Source organism: Streptomyces sp. CRCS-T-1, assembly GCF_024442335.1.
In the GTDB taxonomy this organism is placed as follows: Bacteria; Actinomycetota; Actinomycetes; order Streptomycetales; family Streptomycetaceae; genus Streptomyces; species Streptomyces koelreuteriae.
In genome coordinates this window covers 8,006,072-8,019,068 of record NZ_CP101651.1, presented here as the reverse complement: position 1 = coordinate 8,019,068, position 12,997 = coordinate 8,006,072, and the positions used below count along the sequence as shown (strand labels likewise).

General features: G+C 71.2%; 10 protein-coding genes and 1 pseudogene. 6 read left to right on the top strand and 5 right to left on the bottom strand.

Annotation, left to right across the window (positions count from 1 at the left end; genetic code table 11):
* Positions 1–7: 7 nt before the first annotated feature.
* Complete coding sequence (locus NNW99_RS36255) at positions 8–1,402, bottom strand: short-chain fatty acyl-CoA regulator family protein (RefSeq protein WP_215123423.1); 1,395 nt, start codon at positions 1,400–1,402, stop codon at positions 8–10.
* 377 nt (positions 1,403–1,779) lie between these two features.
* On the opposite strand from NNW99_RS36255, the gene aceA reads away from it, so the two are divergent.
* From aceA to NNW99_RS36240, 3 genes are all read left to right on the top strand, one after another.
* Positions 1,780–3,063, top strand: a complete 1,284-nt coding sequence (gene aceA / locus NNW99_RS36250; RefSeq protein ID WP_215123422.1) for an isocitrate lyase — start codon at positions 1,780–1,782, stop codon at positions 3,061–3,063.
* 99 nt (positions 3,064–3,162) lie between these two features.
* Positions 3,163–4,761 (top strand): malate synthase A, encoded by a 1,599-nt coding sequence (gene aceB, locus NNW99_RS36245; protein WP_215123420.1) that lies wholly within the window; start codon positions 3,163–3,165, stop codon positions 4,759–4,761.
* Positions 4,758–5,627, top strand: a complete 870-nt coding sequence (locus NNW99_RS36240) for a 3-hydroxybutyryl-CoA dehydrogenase (RefSeq protein WP_215123418.1) — start codon at positions 4,758–4,760, stop codon at positions 5,625–5,627. Before aceB ends, NNW99_RS36240 begins: the two co-directional genes overlap by 4 nt.
* Positions 5,628–5,726: 99 nt before the next feature.
* On the opposite strand, the gene NNW99_RS36235 is transcribed toward NNW99_RS36240, so the two are convergent.
* A complete protein-coding gene (locus tag NNW99_RS36235; RefSeq protein ID WP_215123417.1) occupies positions 5,727–6,398 on the bottom strand; it encodes a TetR/AcrR family transcriptional regulator in 672 nt (223 codons plus the stop codon).
* Positions 6,399–6,629: 231 nt separating this feature from the next.
* Between NNW99_RS36235 and NNW99_RS36230 the strand changes: the two genes are divergently transcribed.
* The 3 genes and pseudogenes from NNW99_RS36230 to NNW99_RS36220 all read left to right on the top strand — a co-directional run.
* Positions 6,630–8,138: an MFS transporter gene (locus NNW99_RS36230; protein ID WP_215123415.1), complete on the top strand. Its 1,509-nt coding sequence runs from the start codon at positions 6,630–6,632 to the stop codon at positions 8,136–8,138.
* A gap of 105 nt (positions 8,139–8,243) precedes the next feature.
* Positions 8,244–9,464: a serpin family protein gene (locus NNW99_RS36225; protein ID WP_215123413.1), complete on the top strand. Its 1,221-nt coding sequence runs from the start codon at positions 8,244–8,246 to the stop codon at positions 9,462–9,464.
* Between the two features lie 33 nt (positions 9,465–9,497).
* A pseudogene (locus tag NNW99_RS36220) lies at positions 9,498–9,650 on the top strand (DUF5958 family protein); the annotation flags it as partial.
* Positions 9,651–9,697: 47 nt separating this feature from the next.
* Here the strand turns inward: NNW99_RS36220 and NNW99_RS36215 are convergent.
* The 3 genes from NNW99_RS36215 to NNW99_RS36205 form a co-directional block, all read right to left on the bottom strand.
* Positions 9,698–10,123: a hypothetical protein gene (locus NNW99_RS36215; protein WP_215123411.1), complete on the bottom strand. Its 426-nt coding sequence runs from the start codon at positions 10,121–10,123 to the stop codon at positions 9,698–9,700.
* 194 nt (positions 10,124–10,317) lie between these two features.
* Entirely contained in the window at positions 10,318–11,697 is a 1,380-nt protein-coding gene (locus NNW99_RS36210) for an NtaA/DmoA family FMN-dependent monooxygenase (RefSeq protein WP_215123409.1), read from the bottom strand.
* Between the two features lie 21 nt (positions 11,698–11,718).
* Positions 11,719–12,921: an LLM class flavin-dependent oxidoreductase gene (locus tag NNW99_RS36205; protein WP_215123407.1), complete on the bottom strand. Its 1,203-nt coding sequence runs from the start codon at positions 12,919–12,921 to the stop codon at positions 11,719–11,721.
* Between the last annotated feature and the right edge of the window lie 76 nt (positions 12,922–12,997).

The following is a 12,997-nucleotide window of genomic DNA, read 5'->3' as shown; positions in this document are numbered from 1 at the left end:
GCGAGCGTCACCTCGTCGGGTCCGCCACCGGATAGGGCACGAACGTGCTGCTGTTCTGGTCGATCCGCAGTGCGCGGCCGAGGGGTGGCACCGCGCGTTGGGGGCATTCGAGGCGTTCGCAGACGCGGCAGCCCATGCCGATGGGGGTGGCGGCCGAGGCGTTGGCGAGGTCGAGGCCGTCGGAATAGACGACCCGGTGGGCGTGGCGGATCTCGCAGCCGAGGCCGATGGCGAAGGTCTTGCCGGGTTCGCCCCAGCCGCCGCGGTGCCGGGTGACCGCCCGGGCGGTCCACAAGTACCGCTGCCCGTCGGGCATTTCGGCGATCTGGACGTGGATGCGGCCGGGGGCGGCGAACGCCTCGTAGACGTTCCACAGCGGGCAGGTGCCCCCGGCCCGGGAGAAGTGGAACCCGGTCGCGGACTGCCGCTTGGACATGTTGCCGGCCCGGTCGACGCGGACGAACGAGAAGGGCACACCGCGCAGCCGGGGGCGTTGCAGAGTGCTCAGCCGGTGGCAGACCGTCTCGTAGCCGAGGCCGTAGCGGTCGGTGAGGCGTTCGATGTCGTAGCGGAACTCCTCGGCCGCCGTGTGGAAGGCGGTGTACGGGAGGATCAGGGCGGCGGCGAAGTAGTTGGCGATGCCGATCCGGGCCAGGGCGTGGGTGGGGGAATCGGCGGGGAAGTCGTCGGCGGCCTGGCGGTCGAGTTCGTCGCCGTATTCGAGCAGGGCGAGTTGGATGGCCATCCGGAACGCCCGCTGTCCCGGGCGGAGTCGGGCCGACAGATGGAGGGTGCGGGCCGCTTCGTCGTAGTGGTGCAGCCGGTCGCCGGTGGTGGCGGCGAGGCGGACGCCGTGGCTGTCGGCGAGTCGGGCGGTGAGGGCGCGGACGACCTCGCCGGGCCGGATGCTGATCTCCCCGGCGAGTTGTTCGGCCGCGAGGTCGGTCTCGTGCAGGTAGTTCTGGCGGCGGTAGAAGAAGTCCCGGATCTCCTCGTGGGGTGAGGACGCCACGCCCTGGCCGTCGGCGGCTCCGACGAGCCGCTCGGACAACCGCTGGTTGCGGCGGCCGAGGTCGAGCAGGACCTGGGCGACCTCCGGCATCCGGGAGGCCAGTTCGGCGAGGTCGTTCGGGGACACCCGGGCCTCGGCGATCTCGCCCGACAGCGTCTCGCGCAGATCCGCCATCAGCCGGCTCGTGTCGCGCTCGGAGAAGAAGCCCGGGTCGACGCCGAAGGCCTCGGTCAGCTTCAGCAGGACCGGGACGGTGAGCGGCCGGGAGTCGTGCTCCATCTGGTTCAGATAGCTGGGCGAGATCGCCAGCACACGGGCCAGCTCCGCCTGGCTCATCCGGCGCTCCTCGCGCAGCCGCCGCAGCCGCGGGCCCGCGTAGATCTTGCTCACCCTGCTCCAACCTCCCCTGAGACGTCCGTCAGCGTACGCGACGCAGAGCCGCCGCGACCCTTCGCAAACTTGGCAAATGCAGCCGTGAAGATTCGCAGAAGTTGGCAGACGTCCACCCTTGATGGCACTGAGTGCCACTGCGAGAGTCTGAGTGCGGCCCGCCGGACCTCCGGCAGCGCAGGCCCTGCACCGGGCACGATTCATGCCCTGACGTCGGATACCCCGGCAGCAGGCAGCGCTTCCGGGCAAGCATTGCTCAGCTCCGCCCTACGGCAGGCGGGCGGGCCGCACTCCAGTAAGAGACACACAGTGCCACCCCTCACAGCGACGAGGTGGGGATTGGCACCCCTTTACATACCGAGGAGACGGTGACAGTCATGGCAGAGGCGAGGACGCAGGCAGCCGAGGAACTCGCGCGGCGCTGGGCCACCGATCCCCGGTGGCAGGGCATCGAGCGCACCTACACCGCCGAGGACGTGGTGCGGCTCTCCGGCAGTGTCCGTGAGGAGCAGACCCTGGCCCGGCGCGGCGCCGAGCGGCTGTGGCGCCAGCTGCACGAGCTCGACTACGTCCACGCCCTGGGCGCGCTCACCGGCGGCCAGGCCGTGCAGCAGGTCAAGGCCGGGCTCCAGGCCATCTACCTCTCCGGCTGGCAGGTCGCGGCCGACGCCAACCAGGCCGGCCACACCTACCCCGACCAGAGCCTGTACCCGGCCAACTCCGTGCCCCAGGTGGTGCGCCGGATCAACAACGCGCTGCTGCGCGCCGACCAGATCGCCACCGCCGAGGGCGCCGGCGACACCACCGACTGGCTCGCCCCGATCGTCGCCGACGCGGAGGCCGGGTTCGGCGGCCCGCTGAACGCCTTCGAGCTGACCAAGGGCATGATCGCGGCGGGCGCGGCCGGCATCCACTACGAGGACCAGCTCGCCTCGGAGAAGAAGTGCGGTCACCTCGGCGGCAAGGTCCTGGTGCCGACCTCCCAGCACGTCCGCACCCTGAACGCGGCCCGGCTCGCCGCCGACCTCTCCGACACGCCCACGGTGATCATCGCCCGCACCGACGCGCTCGCCGCGAACCTGATCACCAGCGATGTCGACGAGCGTGACGCCGAGTTCGTGACCGGTGAGCGCACGGCGGAGGGCTTCTACCGGGTCCGCAACGGCATGGCGTCGGTCATTGCCCGCGGCCTGGCCTACGCCCCCTACGCCGACCTCATCTGGGTCGAGACCGGCACCCCGGACCTCGCGCAGGCCCGTGAGTTCGCCGAGGCGATCCACGCCCAGTACCCGGACAAGATGCTGGCGTACAACTGCTCGCCGTCCTTCAACTGGAAGGCCGCGCTGGACGACGACCAGATCGCCAAGTTCCAGCGCGAACTGGGCGCCATGGGCTACAAGTTCCAGTTCATCACCCTGGCCGGCTTCCACTCCCTCAACCACGGCATGTTCGACCTCGCCCGCGGCTACGCCGAGCACGGCATGACCGCCTATGTCGACCTCCAGGAGCGGGAGTTCGCCGCGCAGGCGCAGGGCTTCACCGCCGTCAAGCACCAGCGCGAGGTCGGCACCGGCTACTTCGACCTGGTCTCCACCGCCGTCAACCCCACCTCCTCCACGACCGCGCTCTCCGGTTCCACGGAGGAGGAGCAGTTCCACTAGGCCGTCCCCGAGGACGCCGCCCGGTCCGCCCCGGCCGAGCGGGGGTCGTACCACCGTCCCGGTACGGCCCCCGCTCTCCTCCCTCCCTCAGGAGCACCCATGTCCACCAGCGCACTGACCCACCACGTCCGCGTCCTCGCGGCTCCGGGCGACCGGCACGACGAGATCCTCACGCCCGCCGCCCTCGACTTCGTCGGCCACCTGGCCGCGGCCTTCGGCGAGCGCCGGCAGTCGCTGCTGAAGGAGCGCCGCCGGCAGGCCCTGCGCCTGGCGAGCGGCTCCCCGCTCGAGTTCCCGCTGGTCACCTCCACCGTCCGCGCGGACCGGTCCTGGCGCGTCGCACCGCCCGCGCCCGGTCTGACCGACCGGCGGGTGGAGATCACCGGCCCGCCCGAGCGCCGTATGACCGTCAATGCCCTGAACTCGGGTGCCAAGGTCTGGCTGGCGGACTTCGAGGACGCCACCTCGCCCACGTGGGACAACATCGTCGGCGGCCAGCTCAATCTGCTCGACGCCATCGAGCGCCGGATCGACTTCACCACGCCCGAGGGCAAGGAGTACCGCCTCAAGGGCCGCGAGCAGCTCGCCACCATCGTCGTCCGCCCCCGTGGCTGGCACCTCGACGAGGAGCACCTGGAGTTCGACGGCCGGCCGGTGCCCGCCGCGCTCGTGGACTTCGGGCTGTACTTCTTCCACTGCGCCCAGCGGCAGATCGACGCCGGCCACGGCCCGTACTTCTACCTGCCCAAGCTTGAGAACCGCTACGAGGCCCGCCTCTGGAACGACATCTTCGTCACCGCCCAGGAGTTGCTCGGCATCCCCCGGGGCACCGTCCGCGCCACCGTTCTCATCGAGACGATCACCGCCGCCTTCGAGATGGAGGAGATCCTCCACGAACTGCGCGAGCACAGCGCGGGGCTGAACGCGGGCCGCTGGGACTACCTGTTCAGCCTGATCAAGACCTTCGGCCACCGTACCGACTTCCTGCTGCCGGACCGGGCCAAGGTCACCATGACCGCGCCCTTCATGCGGGCCTACACCGAGCTGCTCGTGCGCACCTGCCACCGGCGTGGCGCCCATGCGATCGGCGGCATGTCCGCCCAGATCCCCGGCAAGGAACCGGCCGCGCACGAGGCCGCCCTCGCGAAGGTCCGCCTCGACAAGGAACGCGAGGCGGAGGACGGCTTCGACGGCTCCTGGGTCGCCCACCCCGGGCTGATCCCCGTCTGCCGGGAGGTCTTCGACGGTGTCCTCGGCGAACGCCCCCACCAGCTCGACCGCACCCGGGACGACGTGGAGGTCACTCCGGCGGACCTGCTGTCGGTGCGCCGGATCAGCGGACCGCCGACCGCCGAGGGCGTCCGCACCAACATCGCCGTCACGCTGCGCTACTTCGCCGCCTGGCTGCGCGGACAGGGTGCCGTCGCGCTGTACGGCCTGATGGAGGACGCGGCGACCGCCGAGATCGCCCGGGTGCAGATCTGGCAGTGGCTGCGGCACCGCGTCATCGACCGGGAGTCGGTGCTGCGACTGCTCGACGACGAGGTGGACGCGCTGGGCGCCGAGTACCCGTGGGCACCCGTGGACGACATCCGCGCCCTCTTCGAACGGACCGCGCTGACCGGCGAGTTGCCGCTGTTCTTCACCCCGGACGCGTACGCGCGGCACCTGGTGCGGCGGACGGAGGCCGGGGCGTGAGCGGCGGGATCCGGCGTGTCGGAGTGGTCGGCGGCGGACAGATGGGCGCGGGCATCGCCGAGGTGTGCGCCCGGGCCGGCCTCGACACCACGGTCTGCGAAGTGGACGCGATGGCGGCCCGCGCCGCCCGGGAACGGGTGACGGCGTCGCTCGACCGGGCGGTCCGGCGCGGCAAGCTGGAGGAACCGGCAGCCCGGGACGCGCTCGCCCGTCTGACGTTCACCGGCAGCCTGGAGGATCTCGCCGACCGGCAGCTGGTCGTCGAGGCCGTCGTGGAGAACCCCGACGCCAAGACCGAGATCTTCGGCGCCCTCGACAAGATCGTGGAGGATCCGGAGGCGGTGCTGGCCACCAACACCTCCTCCCTCCCGATCATGCGGCTCGGCATGGCGACCGGCAGCGCGGACCGGGTCGTGGGCCTGCACTTCTTCAACCCGGTGCCCGTGCTGCCGCTGGTCGAGGTCGTGACCTCCCTGCACACCTCGCCCCGCACGGTGGCCGTCGTACAGGACTTCGCGACCGGGGCGCTCGGCAAGACGGTCATCCACTCCCGGGACAGGGCCGGGTTCGTCGTCAACGCCCTGCTGATCCCGTATCTGCTCTCGGCCGTCCGCATGGCGGAGTCCGGCTTCGCCACGGCCGCCGACATCGACACCGGCATGGAACTGGGCTGCGCCCACCCGATGGGCCCGCTGAGGCTCGCGGACCTGATCGGCCTCGACACGGTCGCGTCGATCGCCGAGTCGCTCTACGACGAATTCAGGGATCCCCTCTACGCCCCTCCCCCGCTGCTCCAGCGGATGGTGGAGGCGGGACTGCTCGGCAGGAAGACCGGGCGGGGGTTCCACACCTACGACCAGGACTGAGGGCCTGGTACGACGCGGGCTGAGGGGCCCGCGGGGTGTCACAGGGAAGGGCGGGAAGCGCGAGTACGGCGCTTCCCGCCCCGGCATGTCGGCGTCAGGTCACGTCGCCGATCCCGATGCCAGCAGTCCGTTGACCACCAGCGTCGCCAGGGTCTCCGCCGTGGCCGTGAGCTGTTCCGGCGAGGCGTCGTCGGGCCGGCCGAGGCGGCGGGCCAGCGGGACCTCCACCATGCCCGAGACGGGCGGGATGACCGCGAAGAACAGCACGTCCCTCGGGACGGGCGCCATGCGCCCGGCCGCCACGAGCCGCTCGATGCCGGGCTCCATGCGCTGCAGGGTCGGCGCGATGTAGTGCTCGTAGAGGTAGTCCAGCCGCTCGGTGTCCCGGGTGAACTCGTTGACGAAGAGCCGCCCGATCAACGGCTCGTCCACGGCGGTCAGATAGAAGCCGGTGATGATCCGCCGCAGGGCGTCGGCGTCGTCGAGCGTGTCATCCACCTGCGGCAGACGCGCCAGCTGCGCTCCGAGGGCGTGGTCCACCACCGCGCGCCAGAAGGCCGCCTTGGAGCCGTACCGGTCGTTGATGAAGTTGTGGCTGACACCCAGGCGGCGGGCCAGCTCTCGCGCTGAGGCGTGGTCGTAGCCCAGCTCGGCGAAGGCCTCCAGCCCGCGCCGCAGGATGCTCTCCTCGGCGGGAACCGCGGGAGTGTCCGCGCCGGGGCGCCCCGGCCGTCGAGCGGATTCGGCTCTTGCTCCCACGACTGCCTCCATACGTGCGTCCTGCGCCGCTTGTGCTCCGGGCCATCCTAGGGACCCTTCTCCAGCTTACTTGACACCTGTCAGATTCAAACTAATCTGACAGGTGTCAGGCAGTTCGGTGGGTCAGGCAGTCCGCGAGACCACTCAGCCGGATCACGTGACGAGCTCCGTCGACGCAGCCGTCCCGCACCGCATCACCACCGGACATCCGATCCCCTGCCCCGCTTCCTCTGGAGTTCCGTCATGTCCAAGACCTCCACCGACACGGCCGCCACGGCCACCGTGTCCTCACTCCCGACGGCCGGCGCGCCATCGCCGCATCGCTGGTGGATCCTCGCCGTCATCGGACTGGCCCAGCTCATGGTGGTGCTGGACAGCACGATCGTGAACATCGCGCTTCCCTCGGCCCAGAAGGATCTGGGCTTCTCCGACGGGGACCGGCAGTGGGTCGTCACCGCCTACGCGCTCGCCTTCGGCAGCCTGCTGCTGCTCGGCGGCCGCATAGCCGACCTGTTCGGACGGAAGATGACCTTCCTGGTCGGGCTGGTCGGCTTCGCCGGGGCCTCCGCGCTGGGAGGCGCCGCGGGCAGCTTCGAGGTGCTCATCGTCGCGCGGGCCGCGCAGGGTCTGTTCGGCGCCCTGCTCGCCCCGGCCGCCCTGTCCCTGCTGACCACGACCTTCACCGACGCCAAGGAACGCGCCAAGGCCTTCGGCGTGTACGGCGCCATCGCCGGCGCGGGCGGCGCCATCGGCCTGCTCCTCGGCGGCTTCCTGACCGAGCACCTCGACTGGCGGTGGACCCTCTACGTCAACCTGGTCTTCGCCGCGGTCGCCCTCGTCGGCGGCGCCCTCCTGCTCCAGCGCACCACCCGCGACAAGAGCGCCCGCATCGACATCCCCGGCGCCGTCCTCGTCTCCGGCGGCCTGTTCTGCCTGGTCTACGGCTTCTCCAACGCCGAGAGCCACGACTGGAGCTCCGTGCAGACCTGGGGCTTCCTGGTCGCCGGCGCCGTCCTGCTCGCCGCGTTCACCTGGTGGCAGACCCGCGCCGCCCACCCCCTGCTGCCCCTGCGTGTCCTGCTCGACCGCAACCGCGGCGCCTCCTTCGTCTCCATCCTGATCACCGGCGCCGGCATGTTCGGTGTCTTCCTCTTCCTCACCTACTACCTGCAGCAGAGCCTGGGCTACACCCCTATCAAGACCGGGCTGGCCTTCCTACCGATGGTCGCCGCGCTCATGCTGTCCTCCACGCTCGCTTCCACGGTGCTGATCCCCCGCTTCGGCCCCAAGGCCATCGTCCCGCTGGGCATGGGCCTCGCCGCGGCCGGCATGGCGTGGCTGACCGGCCTCGGCCTCGACAGCGGCTACACCACCGACATCCTGCCCCCGCTGATCGTGGCGGGACTCGGCCTCGGCCTGGTGATGGCCCCGGCCATGAGTCTGGCCACGGCCGGGGTGAAGGCCGAGGACGCCGGTGTCGCCTCCGCCGCCGTCAACACCATGCAGCAGGTCGGCGGCTCCCTCGGCACGGCCCTGCTCAACACCCTCTCCACCAGCGCCGTCACCGACTACCTCTCCGGCCGCAACCCCAAGGACCTCACCGTCCTCGCCCAGGCAGGCCTGGAGGGCTACTCCACCGCCTACTGGTGGTCCGCCGCCTTCTTCGCCGCCGGCCTGCTCATCAGCGTCCTCCTCTACCGGCGCGGCACGCCTGCCCACGACCCCGACGCGGCGCCGGTGGTGCACATGTGAGGTCGGGGCGGGGCGTTCCCGGAAGGGGTGAAGGCGCCGACGCCGCCCATCGACACGGGTACGGTACGGCCGGGCGCATCACGAGCAGCGGGCAACGGGAGCGAAATGCGGGCGACGGACACGGCGATACGGACGGTGAACGGCCTGACGGCCCGCTGGGCGTCGGCAGTCCGCGAGGGCACGGTGTTCTCGGCGGCGGGAATCTGGCCGCTGCTCGCCCTCCTCGCGGACGGGGCGACAGAGGAGGTGCGCGAGGAACTGGCGGAGGCGCTGGGCCTACCGTCCGACCGGGCGGGGGCGGAGGGCCGCGAGTTGCTCGCGCTGCTGGCCGGGATCGACGGGCTGGAGTCCGCACTCGGGCTGTGGACCGCACGGACTGTGGAACTGCGCGAAGAATGGGCGACAGCGCTGCCCGTCGAGGCGCACGGCGTGCTCACGGGGGATCCGCAGCGCGACAAGCGGGCCCTGGACGCGTGGGCCGCCCGGCGGACGGGTGGAGCGATCGAACGGATACCTGCGGACCTGAGGCCGGACACGTCCCTGGTACTGACGACCGCGCTGGTCCTGCGGACCGAATGGGAGGTCCCGTTCAAGGGCGACCTCATGCCGTGGCGCGGCCACGACCGGGCCGGCCTCACCCGCACTCACGCCGGCCTGGACGCCGTGGCCGTCGCGCGGACGCCATGCGGTGCTGTGACCGTGGCCACCGTACGCGGCACGAACGGCATCGACGTCCTTCTCCTGCTGGGCGACGAGGAGTTGGCACCCCAGGAGGTCATCGACGCGGGTGTCGGCGTGGTCTCAGGGACCCTGCCGGCCGTTCCCGGGGAGCGGCTGCCGTACGGTCAGGCAGGGCCCGGGCTGCGGCTGGAGCGCGTGAGCACCCTGCGTCCTGAGCCGCCGTCCCTGACGCTCAGAACCGTCGAGTTCACCCTCACCGCCGGTCATGACCTGCTGGCCCAAGCCGAGTTGTTCGGCCTGGCCACGGCCGCCGACGGCTCCCCGGGCCACTTCCCGGGCATCAGTGCCGCACCGCTCGCCTTGGCCTCCGGCCGGCAGTCGGCCACGGCGACCTTCAGCGCCGAGGGGTTCCGGGCAGCGGCCGTGACCCTGATGGAGGCAGTGTGGCTGGGCTGGGAGGACCGGCCCGAGCCGCAGTACGAGACGACCCGGGCCCACGCCGTCTTCGACCGCCCCTTCGGCTTCCTCGCCGTCGATCGAGCGACGGACCTCGTGCTCGCGGCGGGCTGGGTCACCGATCCGAAGCTTTTCCCGGAGGACGAGGACGCCTACGTACTGGACACATCAGGTGGGGCGGATGAATGAACGCTCTGTGCACGCGCCACCGGCGAGGACGCCTTGGAGTGCATTCGGCGGGCTGGGCTCAGACCGACCCACACCCCGGCGGCGCCGCTGTACGAACGAGTCAGGGCGTTTCGTTTGCTGGTCCAGGTCCTGGGACTCGCGGACGCGCGGCGGCGACAGCGCCATTGTGCCAACGGATGCCGGCATGAATGGCACCAGTTGGGACACGGCCGCGATGAGGTTCCCGCCCGGGGTCACGACCCGAAGAAGGGGTTCGCGGCGACATACCCGGTCTCGCACTCGTCGGCGGTTCCGGGCGCGCTGCGGCACACGGTCAGCGTGAGGCTTCTGATGCCGGTCGGGTCGGTGGCGGTGATGTTCTGGAAGTCGGCGGTGGTGTCACAGCCGTCGGTGTTGTGGTTGTCGCCCAGCGGGCGGGCGGCGCCGGATCCGGTCTGGACGGTGAGGGTGGCGTGGACGGACCGGTCGTCGCAGGTCTGGTCGGTGACGGCGAGGACGCCGTCGTGGAAGGAGTTCCGGTCGACCCAGGTCACCTGGACGCGCGCCCGGTCTCCCCAGCTGGTCGTGATGTCGCCACTGGTGGTGTCCGCCCAGCCCTGGCCGGCGGTCCCCAGCGTGAGCGCGGTCGTGGCGGCGACGACGAACCCTGCACGGCGCATGTACATGCCTCCTCCGGCGTGGCGGCCGGCTGTCCTGCCGCACATGTCGCGTCAATCCTCGACCGCTCCCGGCCGTCACTTCTCGCGAAGGACCGCCAAACGCGTGAGCTGCCGGGGAGGAGTGCCGGCTGCGGAGACCGTCGCTGCCGGCGTCGAGGCCTTCCGAGTCTCCTCGGACCGCCGCTGCACCGTCCTCACCCGAGGCCGCGGACCTGCGCCTCCGCCTCCGGTTCCGCCCGGGTGTCGGGGTGGGGCAGGCCGAGGTGGTCGCGGAGGGTGGTGCCCGTGTAGTCGTGGCGGAATACGCCGCGTTCCTGGAGCAGCGGGACGACGGTGTCGGCGAAGTCGTCCAGGCCGCTCGGGGTGATGTGGGGGACGAGGATGAAGCCGTCGGCGGCGTCCGTCTGGACGTAGGTGTTGATGGTCTCGGCGACGGTGGCCGGGGAGCCGATGAACGACTGGCGGCCGGTGGTCTCGATGACCAGGTCGCGGATCGAGAGGTTCTCCGCCTCGGCGCGCTCGCGCCATTGCCGGGCGACGGCGACCGGGTCGCGGAACATGCGGACGCTGGCACGGCCGCGGGCGATGGTGTGCTCGCCGGGGTCCGGGTCGATGTCGGGGAGCGGGCCGTCGGGGTCGTAGCCGGAGAGGTCGCGGTTCCAGACGTGTTCGAGGTACTTGATCGCGGTCTGGCCGCTGACCTGTTGCCGTCGTACCTCGTGCGCCAGCTCCTGGGCCTCGGCGTCGGTGTCGCCGAGTACGAAGGTCGCCGCGGGGAGGATCAGCAACTGGTCGTGGGTACGGCCGTGGTGGGCCAGTCGCCGCTTGACGTCGGTGTAGAACTCCCGGCCCGCCTCCAGGGTGCTGTGCCGGCTGAAGATGGCGTCGGCGCTCGAGGCGGCGAACTCGCGGCCCTCGTCGGAGTCGCCCGCCTGGAAGACGACCGGGCGGCCCTGCGGGCTGCGCGGGACGTTGAAACGGCCCGCGATGTCGAAGTGCTGTCCGCGGTGGACGAAGGCTCCGGCTTGCGCGTCCTTCAGGAAGATGCCGGATTCCTGGTCGGCGACGATCTCGTCGCCGTGCCAGGAGTCGAACAGCTCGGTGGCGGTGGCCAGGAACTCCTTGGCCCTGGAGTAGCGCTCCTCCTGGGGGAGGAAGCCGCCGCGCCGGAAGTTCTCGCCGGTGAAGGCGTCCCAGGAGGTGACGACGTTCCAGGCGGCGCGTCCGGCCGAGAGGTGGTCCAGGCTGGCGAACTGGCGGGCCACCTCGTAGGGCTCGTTGAAGGTGGAGTTGATGGTGCCGGTGAGGCCGATGCGTTCGGTGACGGCCGCGAGGGCGGTCAGGACGGTGAAGGTGTCGGGGCGGCCCACCACGTCCAAGTCGTAGATCTCGCCGCCCTGTTCGCGCAGTCGCAGCCCCTCGGCGAGGAACAGGAAGTCGAACTTGGCGCGTTCGGCGGTGCGGGCGAAGTGCGCGAACGAGCTGAACTCGATGTGGCTGCCCGCGCGTGGGTCGCTCCACACGGTGGTGTTGTTGACGCCGGGGAAGTGGGCCGCGAGATGGATCTGCTTCATGGTCGTTGGACTCCTCCGGCTTCAGACGGCGGCGTAGCGGTTGGCGGGGCGGGCGAGCCCGAGCAGCCCGCGCAGGGTGTCCGCCTCGTAGGCGTGCCGGAAGGCGCCTCGGCGTTGGAGTTCGGGAACCAGGCCACGGGTGATCCGCTCCAGGTCGTGGCCGATCGCTCCGGGGCGCAGCCGGAAGCCGCTCAGGCCGGCCCGGCGGCGCTCCAGCAGCAGGTCCGCCAACTGCCCGGGCGTGCCGGTGAAGATCTGGGCGTCGCTGGTGTACGGGTAGCCGGCCAGGCCGTCCAGTCGGGCCTTGCGGTCCGCAGCCGCTGTGGGATCGTCGTCCAGGAACACGACCAGGTCACCGAAGATGTGCAGTGGTTCCTCCGCCCGGCCTGAATCGGCCCGCGCGGCACGGATCTCGGCGACGACGGCCCGGGCCTCGTCGGTGTCGTGCGGGGTGACGTACCCGATGTCGGCGGAACGGCCCACGAGTTGATACGGCACGCTCTGGTGCGCGAGCGCGCTGACGACGGGCTGTCCCTGCGGCGGCCGAGGGGTGATCGAGGGTCCCTTGACGCTGAAGTGCCTGCCCTCGAAGTCGATGTAGTGCAGCTTGTCGCGGTCGACGAAGCGCCCGGTGACGACGTCGCGGATCTCCGCGTCGTCCTCCCAACTGTCCCACAGGCGGCGTACCACCTCGATGTGGTCGGCGGCCTCCTCGAAGAGCTCGGCGATCAGCTCCCGGCCGGCCGGGGTGTCCCGGTCCTCGGCGCGCAGGGACGGGAAGGTGCGACGGCCGAAGTGCGCGGCCTCGTTCTGGCGTGCCGACACCTGGACGCGCAGGCCGGCGCGGCCGGTGCTGACGTAGTCCAGGGTGGCGATCGCCTTGGAGATGTGGAACGGCTCGGTGTGGGTGGCGACCACGGTCGGCACCAGCCCGATGTGCCGGGTCAGCGGTGCGACCCGGGCGGCGATCAGTACGGCGTCCAGCCGGCCCCGCACCTGGTCGGTGCGCTCGTCCGGCTCTGTGACGTGCGAGGACTGCGGCCCGAAGGCGTCCTCGAAGGTCACGAAGTCGAGCAGGCCGCGTTCGGCCTCCGCCACGAGACCGGCCCAGTATCCGGCGGTGAACACATCGTCGGGACGGGCGCCCGGCTCACGCCATGCCGCCGGGTGCCAGCCCGTGCCGTCCAGCGCCACGGCAAGGTGAAGAGGGGAGGGTGCGGACACGGAGAGGGTGCCTTCCAGGTCGGCCGTACGGGATCACCAGCCCTCCCGAGGAGGGCACGGGGCCCGCCATGTTCCG